This window comes from Pseudomonas sp. EA_15y_Pfl1_P101 (assembly GCF_963970835.1).
Lineage (GTDB): Bacteria > Pseudomonadota > Gammaproteobacteria > Pseudomonadales > Pseudomonadaceae > Aquipseudomonas > Aquipseudomonas tritici.
The window spans coordinates 167566-186916 of sequence record NZ_CAXAPA010000007.1 but is presented as its reverse complement, the minus strand read 5'-3'; the positions used below and the strand labels follow the sequence as shown (position 1 = coordinate 186916).

Annotated in this window: 19 protein-coding genes; 15 read left to right on the top strand and 4 right to left on the bottom strand. The window is 56.2% G+C overall.

Translation table 11 applies throughout. From position 1 onward, the window contains the following. Positions 1–12: 12 nt before the first annotated feature. Positions 13–1524 (bottom strand): chromosomal replication initiator protein DnaA, encoded by a 1512-nt coding sequence (gene dnaA / locus AACY36_RS13260; RefSeq protein ID WP_339418519.1) that lies wholly within the window; start codon positions 1522–1524, stop codon positions 13–15. 585 nt (positions 1525–2109) lie between these two features. Between dnaA and rpmH the strand changes: the two genes are divergently transcribed. From rpmH to mnmE, 5 genes are all read left to right on the top strand, one after another. Then, positions 2110–2244: a 50S ribosomal protein L34 gene (rpmH, locus tag AACY36_RS13255; RefSeq protein ID WP_003213577.1), complete on the top strand. Its 135-nt coding sequence runs from the start codon at positions 2110–2112 to the stop codon at positions 2242–2244. Positions 2245–2260: 16 nt separating this feature from the next. Then, positions 2261–2665 (top strand): ribonuclease P protein component, encoded by a 405-nt coding sequence (gene rnpA, locus AACY36_RS13250; RefSeq protein WP_339497243.1) that lies wholly within the window; start codon positions 2261–2263, stop codon positions 2663–2665. Continuing rightward, complete coding sequence (gene yidD, locus AACY36_RS13245; RefSeq protein WP_083207160.1) at positions 2658–2903, top strand: membrane protein insertion efficiency factor YidD; 246 nt, start codon at positions 2658–2660, stop codon at positions 2901–2903. Before rnpA ends, yidD begins: the two co-directional genes overlap by 8 nt. Positions 2904–2905: 2 nt before the next feature. Then, positions 2906–4609, top strand: coding sequence for a membrane protein insertase YidC (gene yidC / locus AACY36_RS13240; RefSeq protein WP_339418520.1), 1704 nt, complete (start codon positions 2906–2908; stop codon positions 4607–4609). 79 nt (positions 4610–4688) lie between these two features. Then, a complete protein-coding gene (gene mnmE, locus AACY36_RS13235; RefSeq protein WP_339418521.1) occupies positions 4689–6059 on the top strand; it encodes a tRNA uridine-5-carboxymethylaminomethyl(34) synthesis GTPase MnmE in 1371 nt (456 codons plus the stop codon). A 17-nt stretch (positions 6060–6076) separates the two neighbouring features. Here mnmE and AACY36_RS13230 read toward each other — a convergent pair whose 3' ends face one another. The 3 genes from AACY36_RS13230 to AACY36_RS13220 all read right to left on the bottom strand — a co-directional run bounded on the left by AACY36_RS13230 (position 6077) and on the right by AACY36_RS13220 (position 10057). Further along, on the bottom strand, positions 6077–8515 hold the full coding sequence (locus tag AACY36_RS13230; protein WP_339437532.1) for a TonB-dependent siderophore receptor: 2439 nt from the start codon (positions 8513–8515) through the stop codon (positions 6077–6079). Between the two features lie 91 nt (positions 8516–8606). Then, positions 8607–9551, bottom strand: a complete 945-nt coding sequence (locus tag AACY36_RS13225) for a FecR domain-containing protein (protein WP_339418524.1) — start codon at positions 9549–9551, stop codon at positions 8607–8609. Next, a complete protein-coding gene (locus AACY36_RS13220) occupies positions 9551–10057 on the bottom strand; it encodes a sigma-70 family RNA polymerase sigma factor (RefSeq protein WP_339497225.1) in 507 nt (168 codons plus the stop codon). The genes AACY36_RS13225 and AACY36_RS13220 overlap by 1 nt, the downstream gene beginning before the upstream one ends. 563 nt (positions 10058–10620) lie before the next feature. Between AACY36_RS13220 and mnmG the strand changes: the two genes are divergently transcribed. From mnmG to atpA, 10 genes are all read left to right on the top strand, one after another. Beyond that, positions 10621–12513 (top strand): tRNA uridine-5-carboxymethylaminomethyl(34) synthesis enzyme MnmG, encoded by a 1893-nt coding sequence (gene mnmG / locus AACY36_RS13215; RefSeq protein ID WP_339418526.1) that lies wholly within the window; start codon positions 10621–10623, stop codon positions 12511–12513. After that, positions 12510–13154: a 16S rRNA (guanine(527)-N(7))-methyltransferase RsmG gene (rsmG, locus tag AACY36_RS13210; RefSeq protein WP_339418528.1), complete on the top strand. Its 645-nt coding sequence runs from the start codon at positions 12510–12512 to the stop codon at positions 13152–13154. The genes mnmG and rsmG overlap by 4 nt, the downstream gene beginning before the upstream one ends. Before the next feature lie 18 nt (positions 13155–13172). After that, a complete protein-coding gene (locus AACY36_RS13205; protein WP_339418530.1) occupies positions 13173–13970 on the top strand; it encodes a ParA family protein in 798 nt (265 codons plus the stop codon). A gap of 9 nt (positions 13971–13979) precedes the next feature. Continuing rightward, positions 13980–14852: a ParB/RepB/Spo0J family partition protein gene (locus AACY36_RS13200; RefSeq protein ID WP_339418531.1), complete on the top strand. Its 873-nt coding sequence runs from the start codon at positions 13980–13982 to the stop codon at positions 14850–14852. Between the two features lie 148 nt (positions 14853–15000). Continuing rightward, positions 15001–15408, top strand: coding sequence for a F0F1 ATP synthase subunit I (locus AACY36_RS13195; RefSeq protein ID WP_003177069.1), 408 nt, complete (start codon positions 15001–15003; stop codon positions 15406–15408). Between the two features lie 16 nt (positions 15409–15424). Further along, positions 15425–16294: a F0F1 ATP synthase subunit A gene (gene atpB, locus AACY36_RS13190; RefSeq protein ID WP_049710820.1), complete on the top strand. Its 870-nt coding sequence runs from the start codon at positions 15425–15427 to the stop codon at positions 16292–16294. Between the two features lie 133 nt (positions 16295–16427). Further along, a complete protein-coding gene (gene atpE / locus AACY36_RS13185) occupies positions 16428–16685 on the top strand; it encodes a F0F1 ATP synthase subunit C (protein ID WP_002555987.1) in 258 nt (85 codons plus the stop codon). Positions 16686–16740: 55 nt separating this feature from the next. Continuing rightward, positions 16741–17211 (top strand): F0F1 ATP synthase subunit B, encoded by a 471-nt coding sequence (locus AACY36_RS13180; protein WP_008439543.1) that lies wholly within the window; start codon positions 16741–16743, stop codon positions 17209–17211. A gap of 12 nt (positions 17212–17223) precedes the next feature. After that, a complete protein-coding gene (locus AACY36_RS13175) occupies positions 17224–17760 on the top strand; it encodes a F0F1 ATP synthase subunit delta (RefSeq protein ID WP_049710821.1) in 537 nt (178 codons plus the stop codon). Positions 17761–17781: 21 nt separating this feature from the next. Continuing rightward, on the top strand, positions 17782–19326 hold the full coding sequence (gene atpA, locus AACY36_RS13170; protein ID WP_003195831.1) for a F0F1 ATP synthase subunit alpha: 1545 nt from the start codon (positions 17782–17784) through the stop codon (positions 19324–19326). The last annotated feature ends 25 nt before the right edge of the window (positions 19327–19351 follow it).

Below are 19351 nucleotides of genomic sequence, written 5' to 3'. Positions count from 1 at the left end.
GCGCTGGTGTCATCAAGTTGTCAGTGTACGCAGCAGGTTCTTGTAGTCCTCGCGAATATCCGCGTCGGATTCCTTAAGTTCATTGATCTTGCGGCATGCGTGCAAGACCGTCGTGTGGTCACGCCCGCCAAACACATCACCGATTTCCGGCAGGCTGTGGTTGGTCAGCTCCTTGGAGAGCGCCATGGCCACCTGACGGGGACGTGCTACCGAACGCGAACGGCGCTTGGACAGCAGGTCGGAAATCTTGATCTTGTAGTACTCGGCCACAGTGCGCTGGATGTTATCCACACTCACCAGTTTGTCCTGCAATGCCAACAAGTCTTTGAGGGATTCGCGAATCAGCTCGATGGTGATGTCGCGGCCCATGAAGTGCGAGTGCGCGATAACCCGCTTGAGCGCGCCTTCCAGCTCACGTACGTTGGAACGAATGCGTTGGGCGATGAAGAACGCCGCGTCGTGGGGCAAGTCGACCTTGGCCTGGTCGGCCTTTTTCATCAGGATCGCGACACGGGTTTCCAGTTCCGGCGGCTCTACAGCTACGGTCAGGCCCCAGCCAAAGCGCGACTTCAAGCGTTCTTCCAGGCCTTCGATTTCTTTCGGATAACGGTCACTGGTCAAGATGACCTGTTGGCCGCCTTCTAGCAGGGCGTTGAAGGTGTGGAAAAACTCTTCCTGGGAACGTTCCTTGCGGGCGAAGAACTGAATGTCATCGATCAGCAAGGCATCAACCGACCGGTAGAACCGCTTGAATTCGTTGATGGCATTTAGCTGCAAGGCCTTGACCATGTCAGCCACGAAGCGCTCCGAGTGCAGGTACACGACCTTGGCATTCGGGTTCTTCTTTAATAGGTGGTTACCCACAGCGTGCATCAAGTGAGTCTTACCCAAGCCAACGCCGCCATAAAGGAAGAGCGGGTTGTAGCCGTGCTTGGGGTTATCGGCTACCTGCCAGGCAGCTGCACGAGCCAATTGGTTGGATTTACCCTCAACGAAGTTCTCGAAGGTAAATGTGCGGTTCAGGTAACTCGTATGCTTGAGCGCACCTTCGACCTGCACGGTGCGCTGCTCAGCGCGAACCGGTGCTTGCTGAGAGGCGGCACCGGCCATAGGGTCAAAACTGTCACGGGACGGCTCTTCATGCTGTGCTGCATTCTTTTGCGCAGAGGACTTGGAGGCTGTCGGCGCAGGTGCACTGGGGGCCGGTGCAGCAGCGGCCTGAGCGTGCGACGCAGCAGCGGCCAACGGCGCATTCGGCGCAGCACGAGGTGCGGAGCTACGTTTGCTGCCTATTAATAAGGAAAGCACAGGCGCAACGCCATTACCCTGTTCGTCGAGCAATTCGAGAACGCGGCTCAGGTACTTCTCGTTGACCCAGTCGAGGACAAAACGATTGGGCGCGTAGACACGCAACTCGTCGCCTTCGGCTTCGACCTGTAGCGGACGGATCCAGGTGTTGAATTGCTGGGCAGGCAGCTCATCGCGCAAAAGCTCCACGCACTGCTGCCAAAGTTCCACTGACACGGATATCCCCTAAGTTGAAAGCCGGTGAGGCAAAAACAGCCGCCATTGTAGCGGCGAGCCGCCCACTTATCCACATGTAGGTTGATCAGAGGCCAGCCAAAATCAACGTCTTAACGGTAAAAAAGTCGACCAATGGTCTGTGCATAAGCTCTGTGGATAAGCGTACCTAAGGTCGTTGTACAAGTGGGGGCTAAAGTCTGTGGGTAACTGCCCTGTGGATAACAAGCCATTCCACACACAGCTTATCCGACAGCGCAGCACAGGCAGAGCACCGTTTCTCCCCCGTGTTGTCATTCTCTGTACATCACGTGGAATGTGGGCTAAAGGTACTTATCCACAGAGGATTGCCTGCCTAGCTTTTATAAGCTTTACAGAAAAGCTTTAAATAACTTCCTTCTTTATTTTTATATCTATGCCACTGCCCTTGAAGGCCAAGCAGACAGAAAAGGCCAAATGGCGCCTAGAGATCTAATTGAAGGAAAAGCTGGTTGGAAATTGACCTAGAGGCTTGCTTTCTCTAGAATCGCCGGTCTCTTAAAACGGGGGCCATTCCGGCCCGTTGTGGACGAACCAGGTAACAACGCCATGAAACGTACTTTCCAACCAAGCACCATCAAACGCGCCCGCACTCACGGCTTCCGTGCTCGCATGGCTACCAAGAACGGCCGTGCTGTCCTGTCGCGTCGTCGCGCCAAAGGTCGTGCGCGTCTGGCAGTTTGATAATCCGGTACTGGTGGTGAGTCAGGACTTCAGTCGGGAAAAGCGTTTGCTGACCCCCCGGCATTTCAAGGCAGTCTTTGACTCCCCCACCGGCAAGGTTCCGGGGAAAAATCTCCTGCTCCTTGCGCGTAACAACGATCTTGATCACCCCCGTCTTGGGTTGGTGATCGGCAAGAAGAGCGTAAAGCTCTCCGTTGAGCGCAATCGCCTCAAGCGTCTGATGCGCGAATCGTTTCGCCTCCACCAGGACACTCTGGTTGGTTGGGATATTGTTATCGTCGCGCGCAAAGGCTTGGGGGACGTAGAAAACCCCGAATTGATTCAGCATTTCGGCAAGCTATGGAAACGTTTGACGCGTACCCACAAGCCAGCACCAGAAGTCAGCACCGAAACTGTAGGGGTAGACAGCCTTGATGCGTAAACTGGCAATCGTTCCGATCCAGTTTTATCGCTATGCCATTAGTCCTCTGATGGCCAGCCACTGTCGTTTCTACCCCAGTTGTTCCTGCTACGCGTTAGAGGCCATAGAAAATCATGGTCTTCTGCGCGGTGGCTGGCTGACCTTTCGTCGTTTAGGTCGCTGTCATCCGTGGAATCCCGGTGGTTATGACCCGGTTCCATCTATCCCTACCTCCCGTTCTTCTTCGATGGCCGAGTAATCATGGATATTAAACGCACGATCCTGATCGTCGCCCTGGCAATCGTGTCCTACGTCATGGTTCTTAAGTGGAACCAGGACTACGGCCAAGCTGCCCTGCCGACTCAGAATGTTGCTGCCAATGCTGTTCCTGCGGGGCTTCCCGACACAGTAAGTGGCAACAAAACTGCCGCCAGTGACGACATTCCACGTGCACCGGGCGAGACAAACGCACCTGCCGAAGTTCCAGTTGCCGCCAGCACGGACCTCATCCAGATCAAGACGGATGTATTGGACCTGGCTATCGACCCGCAAGGTGGCGATGTTGCCAAGCTGACGCTTCCGCTGTATCCGCGCCGTCAGGATCACCCGGAAATTCCATTCCAGCTGTTCGATAACGGTGGCGAGCGTGTTTACCTGGCTCAAAGTGGCCTGATCGGCACCAACGGTCCCGATGCAAGCGCTACCGGTCGTCCGGTTTTCTCTTCGGAGAAGAAGAGTTACCAACTGGCCGACGGCCAGGACCAACTGGTTGTTGACTTGAAGTTCAGCAAGGACGGTGTCAACTACATCAAGCGGTTCACCCTCAAACGTGGACTGTACGACGTTGTCGTCACCTATTTGATCGACAATCAGAGCGCTCAGCCATGGACCGGCGCGATGTTTGCGCAGCTCAAGCGTGATGCCAGCTCCGATCCGTCTTCCAGCACCGCCACTGGCACCGCCACTTACCTGGGCGCTGCCCTGTGGACGAGTTCGGAGCCGTACAAAAAAGTGTCGATGAAAGATATCGACAAGGTCAACGAAGACAAACAAAAGGCGCCGATCACCTATAACGTGAATGGCGGCTGGGTTGCTTGGTTGCAACACTACTTTGTGACCGCTTGGATTCCTCAGCCTGGCCAGAACAATGTGGTTGCGGCTCGCAAGGACACCAAAGGTAATTACATCATTGGCTACACTGGCCCGGCATTGACCGTTGCTCCAGGTGCCAAGGCAGAAACCAGCGCTACCCTGTACGCGGGTCCTAAAAGTCAGGCTGTACTGAAAGAGTTGTCCCCAGGTCTCGAACTGACTGTGGATTACGGCTTCCTGTGGTTCATTGCCCAGCCGATTTTCTGGCTGCTGCAACATATCCACAGCATCGTCGGTAACTGGGGCTGGTCGATTATCTTCCTGACCATGCTGATCAAAGGGATCTTCTTCCCTCTGTCGGCAGCCAGCTACAAGTCGATGGCGCGCATGCGTGCCGTGGCTCCGAAACTGGCGGCACTTAAAGAGCAACATGGCGATGACCGGCAGAAAATGTCGCAGGCCATGATGGAGCTGTACAAGAAAGAGAAGATCAACCCGCTGGGTGGATGCTTGCCGATTCTGGTACAGATGCCGGTATTCCTGTCGCTTTACTGGGTACTCCTAGAAAGCGTGGAAATGCGCCAAGCACCGTTCATGCTGTGGATAACCGACCTGTCGATCAAAGACCCGTTCTTTATCCTGCCGATCATCATGGGCGCAACCATGTTTATCCAGCAGCGTCTGAACCCGACTCCGCCGGACCCGATGCAGGCCAAGGTAATGAAAATGATGCCAATCATCTTCACCTTCTTCTTCCTGTGGTTCCCAGCGGGTCTGGTGCTGTACTGGGTAGTCAACAACGTGTTGTCGATCTCTCAACAGTGGTACATCACACGTAAAATCGAAGCGGCTACCAAAAAAGCTGAGGCGTAATTTACTCTGTGGATAACCACTCAAGACGCCCCCTAGTGGGGCGTTTTGCTTTCCGTCACTTTTGTTCTGGAACCTGCTGATGAGCGCTCCTCGTGAAACCATCGCTGCTGTCGCTACCGCTCAAGGTCGCGGCGGTGTCGGTATCGTTCGAATTTCCGGGCCGCTCGCGGGCTTGGCAGCGAAGGCCATCAGCGGTCGTGAGTTGAAGCCGCGCTATGCGCATTACGGCGCGTTCCTGGATGCTGACGAAAGCGTATTGGACGAAGGCCTGGCAATTTATTTCCCGGGCCCAAATTCCTTCACCGGCGAAGACGTCCTCGAGTTGCAGGGCCATGGCGGCCCCGTCGTGTTGGATATGTTGTTGCAGCGCTGCCTGCAATTGGGCTGCCGATTGGCCCGCCCAGGAGAATTCAGCGAACGCGCGTTTTTGAACGACAAGCTCGACCTGGCTCAGGCCGAAGCGATCGCTGACTTAATCGAAGCCAGTTCTGCACAAGCGGCGCGCAATGCATTGCGCTCGCTGCAGGGAGCGTTTTCCCTGCGTGTGCATCACTTGACCGAGCAATTGATCAGCCTGCGTATCTACGTCGAGGCGGCGATTGATTTTCCCGAGGAAGAAATTGACTTTCTTGCCGATGGCCACGTATTGGCGATGCTGGATAAGGTTCGCGACGAGTTATCCACAGTGCTGCGCGAAGCCGGGCAGGGCGCTTTGTTGCGTGATGGAATGACGGTAGTGATCGCTGGACGGCCCAATGCGGGCAAATCCAGCCTGCTCAACGCACTGGCGGGACGTGAAGCAGCCATCGTCACTGAGATCGCCGGCACGACCCGGGATATCCTGCGCGAACATATCCACATCGACGGCATGCCACTGCACGTGGTTGACACTGCGGGTTTGCGCGATACCGAGGACCAGGTCGAAAAGATCGGTGTGGAACGCGCCCTTAAGGCCATCAGCGAAGCGGATCGGGTGTTGCTGGTGGTGGATGCGACGGCGCCCGAAGCTGTGGACCCTTTCGCCCTATGGCCGGAATTCCTCGAGCAACGCCCAGACCCAGCCAAGGTCACGTTGATTCGCAACAAAGCCGATTTGACGGGTGAAGCCATAGCGATGGAAACCAGCGCGGATGGCCATGTCACTATCAGCCTCAGCGCAAAGTCAGCAGGTGATGGCTTGGAATTGCTGCGTGATCACCTCAAGGCCTGCATGGGCTACGAGCAGACCTCGGAAAGCAGCTTCAGTGCGCGCCGCAGGCACCTGGAGGCGTTGCGCCACGCGAGCGCAGCCTTGGAACACGGTCGGGCACAATTAACCCTGGCGGGCGCAGGGGAGTTGCTGGCTGAGGATTTACGTCAGGCGCAGCAGCTGTTGGGGCAAATCACCGGCGCATTCAGTTCCGATGATTTGTTGGGCCGGATCTTCTCCAGTTTCTGCATCGGTAAATAACCGAGTTATCCACAACCTTACCAAGTGTAAGACACCGTACCGAGCAAGGTACGGCTGTCCCCCCAATAGCAACGCCCTGCATCGTTGCAACCAGACACATATTCCTTGTCGAACAGGTTCTTGGCGTTTAAATCGACTGACCAGTTTTTGTCGATTTGATAGCCAACTGCAGCGTCTACGAGCGTCACGCTGCCGGCATCCAGTTTTCCGTAAAGGCTGGGTGCCGTGTAGGAAAACGTACTGTCGAAGTAGCGCACACCACCCCCCAGGGACAGACCTTTGAGTTGATTGTCGAGGAATCGATACTTGCCCCAAATCGACGCTTGGTTACGTGGCACGCCAGTCATCTGGCGCCCCTCAACCAGAGAGGTGGCCGAATCCTTGGTAATCCGCGCGTCAGTGTAAGTGTAGGCAGCAGTCACATTCAGGTTAGGCGTGATGGCGCTGTTCACTTCAACTTCCACGCCCTTGGCCTGGCTTTCGCCGACTTGGCGATAGCTGTTGGTGGTGGCATCGAGGTAAGTGTCGTCCTGCTTGCGCAAGTCATACACCGAAACCGTCATCGCCGTATCCCATCCGATCGGCTCGTATTTCACGCCCACTTCGTATTGGCTGCTGGTGATCGGTTTTAACGGTGAACCCGCGTTGGAAATCTGCTGCACCGGGACGAACGCAGTGGAGTAGCTGACATAGGGCGTCAGCCCATTGTCGAACTGGTACATCACCCCACCCTGGTAGGTGAACTTGCGGTCCTCGGAGCCTGTGTTGCTTGCCTTGTTCACCTTGTCGCGAAAATCGCTGTCGACCCAGTCCTGACGGCCGCCGAGCAAGAATAACCAGTGGTCATACTTGCTCTGGATCTGTGCATAAACCCCTTTCATCTGTTGTTCGAGCAAGGTGTTTTGCACAGCCACAGGGGTCAGCGGGTCTCGCAGGTACACCGGGTTATACACATTGATGGTCCCGGCAAAGCCCGCGTCCCAGTCCTGGTTGAACGAGGTGCGGTCATAGCTCGCGCCGAACAGCACGGTATTTTCCAGCCCGCCGACCTGGAATTTGCCTTCCAGTTGGTTATCCAGGGAGTAGACCATCGACTTGTTGTAGCGGTCGTAGGCGGTCATGTTCAGTTGAGTGCCGAAGCCACGGTTATTCAACGCACCAGGCCAGGTTTCATGACGGTTTATGCGCGACTGCATATAACGCGAATTCTGGCGGAACTGCCAATCGTTGTTGAAGCTGTGGCTGAATTCGTAGCCAGTACTCCAGGATTCGCGTTCAAAGGTGTTCCAGTCCGTGTTACCGAGCATGGTGTGCTTGGACAGCTTGCCATTGGGGTTTGTAAGCAAGGTACCTGCGGCTGGTAGGCCAAGTTCGAGGTTGGTGTGGTCCTTCTGGTAATTCGCCAACAGGGTGAGGGTGTTGTAGTCGTCGAAATTAAGGGTCAGTGAAGGCGCAATGTAGAGTCGATCGTCCGGGACGTGATCGGTCTGTGTATCGGACTTGCGGCCAAGCATCACCACCCGTCCAAGAATGTTGTCGCTGTCATTGAGAGGGCCAGAGATATCCACACCCACTTGGCGTCGGTTATTTGAGCCGTAACCCAGTTGCACCTCACCTTGCGGCGTGGCGGTCGGGTGTTTACTGACCAGGTTCACCAAGCCACCTGGTGCGTTTTCACCGTAGAGCAGAGAAGAAGGGCCGCGGAATACTTCGACTCGTTCTAGGCCGTAAGGCTCGCTAGTGGTGTCGTACCGGTTGCCTTGTACGCGTAGGCCGTCTCGCAGTAGGCCGTAGCCGTAATCCGTGGCGTTGAAACCGCGGATGAAGAACAGGTCACCTGCCAAGCCATCGCCGGCCGCAAAAGGGGGGGCGAAGATGCCAGGCACATAGCCCAATACTTCAGTCAGCGTCTGCGACTTCTGGTCCTTGATGCGTTGGCCGGTGACAACCGAAACCGAACGCGGTGTTTCTGACAAAGGCGTGCTGGTCTTGGTGCCGATACGACTGTTTTGCGCCTTGTAGCCCACGTCACCGGCGTTCTCCTGATTGAAACCAGCCTGTTGATAAGTGCTTACCGTGGTGGGCGCCAGTGTGAGTTCACCAGCAGGTATGGCCTGCAGAACATAACTGCCTGGCGCCTGGACTACCGCCTGCAATCCTGAGTTTTGCAGCAGCAGCGCAAAGCCTTGATCCACCGAATAGTCACCTTCCAACCCCGGCGTGTTCAAACGTATGGTTTGCTGGGGCGAAAAAGACAGAATCACATTCGCCCTGGCTGCAAATTGGCTCAAGGCATTATCCAGCGGGCCTGCCGCAATAGCGTAGTGTTGCACCGCGCTGGCGGCCATGGCGCCGGTTGATAGCAAAACACCGGCCGTGGCTGCAGTACTCAGCAGTAGGCTGCCGGTCAAACTGTGGTAGGAGAGCCGCTGGCGAAACTTGGTAGGGAGGCGCATAGGTGGGTTAGCCCTGAAGGTTGCGTCGTGATTACCTGAAGGGCCGCGCCAGGCAAAAAAAAGATAACCCCCTTACGGATAATTTTTCCCGTCAGCCGATTCGCTTCACCGAAACCCAATAGCGAGTGAAATACTTCACTTTGATCGGCAAGGTCGCTTGCAGATTGGCCAGTACCGCTTCCGTTGAATCCAGGCGAAAAGTACCGGAAACGCGCAGACGTGCCGAAGCCAGGTCGCATTGCAATACGCCGGGTCGATAACGCGCGAGCTCGTCGAGTACATCCCCGAGCCGAGCATCCAATACGATCAACTGGCCATCCACCCAGGCAGCCTGGGAGCCGCGATACGCACTGTTTGGCCCTACGTTTTGGCGATCAAAGTCAGCGCTTTCACCTGCTCCGAGCAATCGGCCGTGATTGGGCTGGTCACCTGGCGACACGCTCACGCGATCCTCTAGAACTCCGACACGTGTGGTGTCCGACAGCTGGCGCACGGTAAATCGGGTACCTAATGCCTGGACTCGCCCTTGGCGGGTTTCGACATAAAAGGGCGTGTGCCCGCCGAATTTTCCCGTGTGGATAAGTACTTCACCTTCGCGCAGGCGGATCAAACGCTGACGCCCGTCGAACACCACATCAATCGCCGTGCCGGTGTTGAGATCAAGCCGCGTGCCATCGGCCAATTCGATACGCCGGCGTTCACCCACGGAGGTCCTGTAGTCGGCCAATACATCGCCCAGAGACGTGTGTGGCTGAACATTCCAGCCCAAGTACCCGGTACCGCCCAACACCAACATCCACTTCAGTACCTGGCGACGTTGCTGCGTGGTCGACAATGCACGGCGGGTTAAATCCTGGGGCAGGGCGCCAAGACTGCGCTGTAACTGTTCTATCTGGTTCCAGGCCGCCTGATGGGCCGGATCATCGTTAAGCCATTGCTGCCAGGCCTGGCGTTCTGCGGGTGTAGCCGGTTGGGATTGAAATTGCACATACCAACTGGCTGCGGACTCGAAGGTCTTGCGATCGGGAATAGCCATTACAAGCTGGCCATGATCAGCGAACACTCAGTCAATGCCCGGATCATGTGCTTCTTCACTGTCGTCAGTGACACCTGCAGTTGATTGGCGATCTGTTGATAAGTCAGCCCCTCGATCTGCGACAACATGAAAATCCGCCGCGCCCGCTCGCCGAGTCTGGACAGGGCTTTATCCACAGCCACCAGCGTCTCGATGATGATGGCCTTGTCTTCTTCACTGATGGCGGTGGCTTCAGGCCGTTCAGCCAGTGTTTGTCTGTAGGCCTGTTCGATGGCGTGCCGGCGATAACGATCAATCACTAGGCCCCTGGCGATGGTCGCCAGATAGTCCCGTGGTTCAACGATCTGCGACGCATGCCGTCCGCCTAGTATCCGCACGAACGTATCGTGCGCCACATCGGCGGCATCGCACGCGTTATGCAACTTCCCTTTGAGCCACCCGTGCAACCAGGAATGGTGCTGCTCATAGACGTGCTGGACTGCAACCGTGTGTGAAGAAGGGGACATAGGGCATGACGAAGTAGGTTAATGATAATCGCTATTATTAACTGCTCTGCGGTGTTCTCACAATAGATCTCTACTTTCTGCGCTTACCAACGAATTTGAGGATTGGGTTGGCCTCCGTATGGGCGAAATTCAAACTGTTGCTCCGATTTCTGTGGATTAAGCCCTGTGAATAACCGCCCTTGTGCCCAGTTGATAACCAGGCCTGAAACCTGAGTAAAAACTTGCCTGTGGATAACCACCTGTTTAATCCACAGGCTTAAGCCGCTTATCCAAGGGCCTCACTGGCACATGACCACAGACTTTTGAATCTCTGTACACACTGTAAATAAAGGCTTATAGAGATCTATCCACAGAAAAGGTGCTCAGTAGAAATAAACATAAAAACAAAGATTTAATAAATCTCTCTCTTTTAATTTCTATTGTCTGTGATTCATCCACAGCTGGTTAAATTTTGTGCAAAGGGTTCTTTAGCAAGGGCTAAGTCCCTATACTTGCCGGCATTGCTCCAATCTCTTTCAACAGACAATTCCTGATTACCTACATAAGCAGGCACGAGGTGCGTGGTGGATTTCCCTTCCCGTTTTGAAGTGATCGTCATCGGCGGCGGTCATGCCGGTACCGAGGCAGCACTGGCGTCAGCACGCATGGGTGTCAAAACCCTGTTGTTGACGCATAACGTGGAAACCCTCGGCGCCATGAGCTGTAACCCCGCCATTGGTGGGATCGGTAAAAGCCATCTGGTCAAGGAAATCGACGCCCTTGGGGGCGTGATGGCCATGGCTACTGACAAAGGTGGCATTCAATTTCGCGTGCTCAACAGCCGCAAAGGCCCGGCCGTACGCGCTACCCGGGCTCAAGCCGACCGCATCCTGTACAAGGCGGCCGTACGCGAAACCCTGGAAAACCAGCCGAACCTGTGGATATTTCAGCAGGCAGCGGATGACCTGATCGTCGAGCAAGACCAGGTACGCGGTGTTGTCACGCAGATGGGCCTGCGTTTTCACGCAGAATCCGTGGTGTTGACCACCGGTACGTTCCTCGGCGGACTTATCCACATCGGTATGCAGAACTATTCCGGCGGTCGTGCGGGTGACCCACCCTCGATCGCACTGGCTAAACGCCTGCGTGAATTGCCGCTGCGCGTCGGCCGTTTGAAAACCGGGACACCGCCGCGTATCGACGGGCGTTCGGTGGATTTCTCGGTGATGACCGAGCAAGCCGGCGATACACCGATCCCTGTCATGTCGTTCATGGGCTCTAAAGAACAGCACCCCAAACAGGTCAGCTGCTGGATCACCCACACCAATGCGCGCACCCACGAAATCATCGCGGCGAACCTCGACCGTTCGCCGATGTATTCCGGGGTGATCGAAGGCATCGGCCCGCGTTATTGCCCGTCTATTGAAGACAAGATCCACCGCTTTGCCGACAAGGAAAGCCACCAGGTCTTCATCGAGCCCGAAGGCTTGACCACTCACGAGCTTTACCCGAACGGGATTTCCACCTCACTGCCATTCGACGTACAGATCCAGATAGTGCAGTCGATTCGCGGTATGGAAAACGCACACATCGTGCGTCCGGGCTACGCCATCGAGTACGACTACTTCGACCCGCGTGACCTGAAGTACAGCCTGGAAACCAAAGTCATCGGCGGTTTGTTTTTCGCCGGGCAAATCAACGGCACCACCGGTTACGAAGAAGCCGGCGCCCAAGGTTTGCTGGCCGGGACAAACGCGGCACTGCGCGCGCAAGGCAAAGACAGCTGGTGCCCGCGCCGCGATGAGGCGTACATCGGCGTATTGGTCGACGACCTGATTACCCTGGGTACCCAGGAACCGTACCGAATGTTCACTTCCCGGGCGGAATACCGATTGATCCTGCGCGAAGACAACGCCGACCTGCGCCTGACCGAAAAAGGCCGTGAGCTGGGCCTGGTCGATGATGCACGCTGGGAGTCTTTCTGCAAAAAACGCGAAAGCATTACGCTTGAAGAGCAGCGCTTGAAAAGCACTTGGGTTCGCCCGGGCACCGAGCAGGGCGACGCGATCGCCGAAAAATTCGGCACGCCGCTGACCCACGAATACAACTTGCTGAACCTGCTATCGCGCCCGGAAATCGACTACGCAGGCTTGGTCGAAGTGACTGGCCAAGGCGCGCAAGACCCGCAGGTTGCCGAGCAGGTCGAAATCAAGACCAAATACGCCGGTTACATTGACCGCCAGCAGGACGAGATCGCTCGGCTGCGCGCCAGTGAAAACACCAAGCTACCTGTGGATATCGACTACACCGGGATTTCCGGGCTGTCGAAAGAAATTCAAAGCAAGCTGGGGATAACTCGGCCAGAAACCTTGGGGCAGGCGTCACGTATCCCCGGTGTCACCCCGGCAGCCATTTCGCTGTTGATGATTCATTTGAAAAAACGCGGCGCGGGCCGTCAGTTGGAGCAAAGCGCTTGAGTTCGTCTGTTACCTCGCAACACGCCGAAGAGTTATCCACAGGTGCGCTCCAGTTGAGCATCGACCTGACCCCGGCCCAGCACGAATTGCTGCTGGGCTACCTGGCCCTGTTGATCAAGTGGAACAAGGCTTACAACCTGACTGCCGTGCGTGATCCTGATGAAATGGTTTCGCGTCACTTGCTCGATAGCTTGAGCGTGATGCCATTCATCGAAAACGGTCGCTGGTTGGACGTGGGCAGTGGCGGCGGCATGCCTGGCATCCCGCTAGCCATCCTGTTTCCAGAGTCGCAAGTGACCTGCCTTGACAGCAACGGCAAGAAAACCCGCTTCCTGACCCAGGTCAAACTTGAACTCAAACTGGACAACCTGCAGGTTATCCACAGCCGCGTCGAAGACTTCACGCCTGAGCAGCCCTTCAACGGAATTGTTTCCAGGGCGTTCAGCAGCATGGAGAACTTCAGTAACTGGACCCGCCACCTTGGCGACCGTGACACGCGCTGGTTGGCAATGAAGGGCGTTCATCCCAGCGACGAGCTGTTAGCATTGCCGGCAGACTTCCACCTCGATGGCGAACACGCCTTGGCCGTACCCGGTTGCCAAGGCCAACGCCATCTGCTGATACTGCGCCGCACGGCATGATTGGGAACACAAGCAAGAATGGCTAAGGTATTCGCGATAGCGAACCAGAAAGGTGGCGTGGGTAAAACCACCACCTGTATCAACCTCGCAGCATCCCTGGTCGCAACCAAGCGCCGGGTGCTGTTGATCGATCTCGATCCACAGGGCAACGCCACAATGGGTAGCGGTGTGGATAAACACGGCCTGGAGAACTCAGTCTACGACTTGCTGATTGGCGAGTGCGACCTGGGCCAGGCCATGCACTACTCCGAACACGGCGGTTATCAACTGCTGCCGGCGAACCGCGATTTGACCGCGGCGGAAGTGGTGCTGCTTGAAATGCAGATGAAAGAAAGCCGTCTGCGCAGCGCCTTGGCGCCGATCCGCGATAACTACGACTACATTTTGATTGACTGCCCACCGTCGCTTTCGATGCTCACGCTCAACGCGTTGGTGGCCGCCGATGGGGTGATTATCCCCATGCAGTGCGAATACTTCGCACTGGAAGGTTTGAGCGACCTTGTGGATAACATCAAGCGTATCGCCGAGTTGCTCAACCCGAACCTGCAGATCGAAGGCTTGCTGCGCACGATGTACGATCCGCGCCTGAGCCTCATGAACGATGTGTCCGCGCAGCTCAAGGAACACTTCGGCGAGCAGTTGTACGACACCGTGATTCCACGCAACATCCGCCTGGCCGAAGCGCCAAGCTATGGCATGCCCGCGTTGGCCTATGACAAAACGTCGCGCGGTGCCATTGCTTACCTGGCACTGGCCGGCGAGATGGTTCGTCGCCAACGCCGCAACTCACGCACAGCTGCAGCCCAGCCAACTTAAGGAATCCCCATGGCCGTCAAGAAACGAGGTCTCGGACGTGGACTGGATGCACTGCTGAGTGGTCCGACCGTCACATCGCTTGAAGAACAAGCGGTGCAGGCCGACGAGCGCGAGCTGCAACACCTGCCCCTGGACCTGATCCAGCGCGGCAAATACCAGCCACGCCGGGACATGGACCCCCAGGCGCTAGAGGAGTTGGCTAATTCGATCAAATCCCAGGGCGTGATGCAGCCAATCGTGGTGCGCCCGATTGGTGACGGCCGTTTTGAAATCATCGCCGGTGAACGCCGCTGGCGCGCGAGCCAGCAGGCAGGCAAGGAAACCATCCCGGCGATGGTGCGCGATGTGCCGGATGAAACCGCTATCGCCATGGCGTTGATCGAGAACATCCAGCGTGAAGACCTCAACCCGATCGAAGAAGCGATCGCTTTGCAGCGTCTGCAGCAGGAATTCCAGTTGACCCAGCAACAAGTCGCGGACGCGGTGGGTAAGTCCCGCGTGACCGTGTCCAACTTGCTGCGCCTGATCGCATTGCCGGAAGTCATCAAGACCATGTTGTCCCATGGCGACCTTGAGATGGGCCACGCGCGTGCCTTGCTCGGTTTGCCGGAAAATCAACAGGTTGAGGGGGCGCGACACGTTGTCGCACGCGGGCTCACCGTTCGTCAGACCGAGGCGCTGGTTCGACAGTGGCTCAGCGGCAAACCTGCACCGGTCGAAACGGCCAAACCTGATCCGGATATCGCGCGTCTTGAGCAGCGCCTGGCCGAGCGGCTAGGCTCTTCGGTGCAAATTCGTCACGGCAAGAAGGGCAAAGGGCAACTGGTTATCGGGTATAACTCGCTGGATGAGCTTCAGGGTGTTCTTGCTCACATCCGCTGAAACATTTGCTCATGTAGCGCGCGATCGGAAATCACTACCCGGCAGTTGAATAGGGGCTGAACCGCCCCTATACTCTGCGCGCATTTTGTCGGCACAAATTATGCCAAGTTATTGATTTCCGGCAGCCGACCATTGAGGAGCAAAAGTGATGGAAACCCGCACGCCAAACACGTTGCCGTTCCATCGCTTGGCCGTTTTTCCGGTTTTATTGGCTCAATTTGTGATTTTACTGATCGCCGCTTTGGCGCTTTGGTACGGGCATGGAGTCGTAGCCGGATATTCAGGACTCTGCGGAGGCCTGATAGCCTTGCTGCCCAATATGTATTTTGCTCACAGGGCCTTTCGGTTTTCCGGCGCCCGAGCAGCCCAGGCTATCGTCCGGTCTTTTTATGCTGGCGAGGCGGGGAAACTGATTTTGACGGCAGTGCTGTTTGCACTGACCTTTGCAGGTGTGAAGCCATTGGCGCCGCTGGCTGTATTCGGCGTCTTCGTGTTGACCCAACTGGTCAGCTGGTTCGCTCCCCTGCTAATGAAAACAAGACTTTCGAAACCTTAGGGCGTTTGAGGCAACCATGGCAGAAACAACCGCTTCGGGCTATATCCAGCACCACTTGCAGAACCTGACCTTCGGTCAGCTTCCTAATGGCGGCTGGGGCTTTGCCCACTCCGCAGCAGAAGCCAAAGAAATGGGTTTCTGGGCTTTCCACCTGGATACTCTGGGCTGGTCGGTCGCATTGGGTCTGATCTTCGTTCTGATTTTCCGCATGGCGGCAAAGAAGGCAACTTCCGGTCAGCCAGGTGCTTTGCAGAACTTCGTTGAAGTATTGGTCGAATTCGTCGATGGCAGCGTGAAAGACAGCTTCCATGGTCGTAGCCCGGTGATTGCACCGTTGGCACTGACCATCTTCGTCTGGGTGTTCCTGATGAACGCCGTCGACCTGATCCCGGTTGACTGGATTCCTCAGTTGGCCATCCTGATCTCGGGCGATCCGCACATCCCATTTCGCGCGGTATCGACCACTGACCCGAACGCTACCCTGGGCATGGCCCTGTCGGTGTTCGCGCTGATCATTTTCTACAGCATCAAGATCAAGGGCATCGGCGGCTTCATCGGCGAACTGACCCTGCACCCGTTCGGCAGCAAGAACATCTTTGTTCAAGCCCTGCTGATCCCGGTGAACTTCCTGCTGGAATTCGTGACCCTGATCGCCAAGCCGATTTCCCTGGCTCTGCGACTGTTCGGCAACATGTATGCCGGCGAGTTGGTGTTCATTCTGATCGCTGTGATGTTCGGCAGCGGCCTGCTCTGGCTTAGCGGCCTGGGCATCGTTCTGCAGTGGGCGTGGGCTGTGTTCCACATCCTGATCATCACCCTGCAGGCCTTCATCTTCATGATGCTGACCATCGTCTACCTGTCGATGGCGCACGAAGAGAACCATTAAGGCCAGTCTCGACTAGTCTGATGTCCTTCCCGGTGAAACGGGAAGGTGGCCCACCAGGGCTATGAAACGATTTGTTTTACCGCTTTAAAATCTAAAAAACCTAAACCATACGACGTAAAAGTCGGGAGGAAAGATGGAAACTGTAGTTGGTCTAACCGCTATCGCTGTTGCACTGTTGATCGGCCTGGGCGCCCTGGGTACTGCCATTGGTTTCGGCCTGCTGGGCGGCAAATTCCTGGAAGGCGCCGCGCGTCAACCAGAAATGGTTCCAATGCTGCAAGTTAAAATGTTCATCGTCGCCGGCCTGCTCGACGCCGTGACCATGATCGGTGTTGGTATCGCTCTGTTCTTCACCTTCGCGAACCCTTTCGTTGGTCAACTCGCCGGTTAATCACTCGTTTTTCGAGTGATTGGTGTGTTGTGCAACGAATGAGCGAGGTATTGGCGTGAACATTAATGCAACCATTATTGGTCAGTCCTTAGCGTTCTTGATTTTTGTCGTTTTCTGCATGAAGTTCGTATGGCCTCCGGTCATCGCAGCTCTGCACGAACGTCAGAAGAAGATCGCGGATGGACTGGACGCTGCAGCCCGAGCAGCTCGCGACCTGGAGTTGGCCCAAGATAAAGCGGGTCAGCAACTGCGCGAAGCGAAAGCCCAAGCAGCCGAGATCATTGAGCAAGCCAAGAAACGCGGTAACCAGATTGTTGAAGAGGCTGTTGAAAAAGCCCGTATCGACGCTGACCGTGTGAAGGTTCAGGCTCAGGCCGAGATCGAGCAGGAACTGAACGGTGTCAAAGATGCGCTGCGTGCCCAACTGGGTGCTCTGGCCGTCGGCGGTGCTGAGAAGATCCTGGGCGCCACAATCGATCAAAACGCGCACGCGGAGCTGGTTAACAAACTGGCTGCTGAAATTTAAGCGAGGGCGATCATGGCAGAATTGACCACGTTGGCCCGACCTTACGCTAAGGCAGCCTTCGAGCACGCCCAGGCCCACCAGCAGCTGGCCTCTTGGTCAGCCATGCTCGGCCTGGCTGCAGCAGTGTCGCAAGACGACACAATGCAGCGCGTGCTCAAGGCCCCGCGACTGACGAGCGCAGACAAGGCCGCCACGTTTATTGACGTGTGCGGCGACAAGTTTGATGTGAAAGTGCAGAACTTCTTGCACGTCGTTGCCGAAAACGACCGTCTCCTGCTTTTGCCGGAGATTGCCGCTCTGTTCGACCTGTACAAGGCCGAGCAAGAGAAGTCGGTAGACGTTGAAGTGACCAGTGCTTTCGCATTGAACCAAGAACAGCAAGACAAACTCGCCAAGGTTCTCAGTGCACGACTCGACCGGGAAGTGCGCCTGCAAGTTGCGGAGGATGCCACCCTGATTGGTGGTGTCATCATTCGCGCCGGCGACCTGGTTATCGATGGTTCGATTCGCGGCAAACTCGCGAATCTTGCCGAAGCATTGAAATCTTGAGTTTGAAGGGGCAGCAGAGCAATGCAGCAACTCAATCCTTCCGAAATAAGTGAAATTATCAAGGGCCGCATCGACAAGCTCGATGTGACCTCCCAAGCCCGTAACGAAGGCACTGTCGTCAGCGTATCTGACGGCATCGTGCGGATTCACGGTCTGGCCGACGTAATGTACGGCGAGATGATCGAGTTTCCGGGCGGCGTCTACGGTATGGCCCTCAACCTGGAGCAAGACTCCGTAGGTGCCGTTGTATTGGGCGCGTACACCAGTCTGGCTGAAGGCATGAGCGCCAAGTGCACAGGCCGCATCCTGGAAGTTCCGGTGGGTAAGGAACTGCTGGGTCGCGTAGTCGACGCACTGGGTAACCCTGTTGACGGTAAAGGTCCACTGGGCAACACCGAGACCGACGCGGTCGAGAAAGTTGCTCCAGGCGTGATCTGGCGTAAGTCGGTAGACCAGCCTGTACAGACTGGCTACAAGGCTGTCGATGCCATGATCCCAGTCGGCCGTGGCCAGCGTGAGCTGATCATCGGTGACCGTCAGATCGGTAAAACCGCTCTGGCCATCGACGCGATCATCAACCAGAAAGACAGCGGCATTTTCTGCGTCTACGTAGCGATCGGTCAGAAGCAATCGACCATCGCCAACGTGGTTCGCAAGCTGGAAGAAAACGGCGCCCTGGCCAACACGATCATCGTGGCTGCCAGTGCTTCGGAATCTCCTGCGCTGCAATTCCTGGCACCGTACTCCGGTTGCACCATGGGTGAATTCTTCCGCGACCGCGGTGAAGACGCGCTGATCGTTTATGACGATCTGTCCAAGCAAGCAGTGGCTTACCGCCAGATTTCCCTGCTGCTGCGCCGTCCACCAGGCCGTGAAGCTTACCCAGGCGACGTGTTCTATCTCCACTCCCGTCTGCTGGAGCGTGCATCCCGCGTTTCGGAAGAATACGTAGAGAAGTTCACCAACGGCGCAGTGACCGGCAAAACCGGTTCCCTGACCGCACTGCCGATCATCGAAACCCAGGCTGGCGACGTTTCCGCGTTCGTTCCGACCAACGTGATTTCCATCACCGACGGTCAGATCTTCCTGGAATCGGCCATGTTCAACTCCGGGATCCGTCCTGCTGTGAACGCCGGTGTTTCGGTATCCCGTGTGGGTGGTGCCGCTCAGACCAAGATCATCAAGAAGCTCTCCGGTGGTATCCGTACCGCTCTGGCTCAGTACCGTGAACTGGCGGCATTCGCCCAGTTCGCTTCTGACCTGGACGAAGCGACCCGTAAGCAACTTGAGCATGGTCAGCGCGTTACCGAGCTGATGAAGCAGAAGCAATACGCCCCAATGTCGATCGCTGACATGGCGTTGTCGCTGTATGCCGCTGAGCGTGGGTTCCTGACCGACGTTGAAATCGCCAAAGTTGGCAGCTTTGAACAAGCGCTGATTGCTTACTTCAACCGCGATCACGCCGAATTGATGGCGAAGATCAACGTGAAGGGTGACTTCAATGACGATATCGACGCTGGCATGAAAGCCGGTATCGAGAAGTTCAAGGCCACCCAAACCTGGTAAGCCGCAGCGGGAGCCGCAAGGCTCC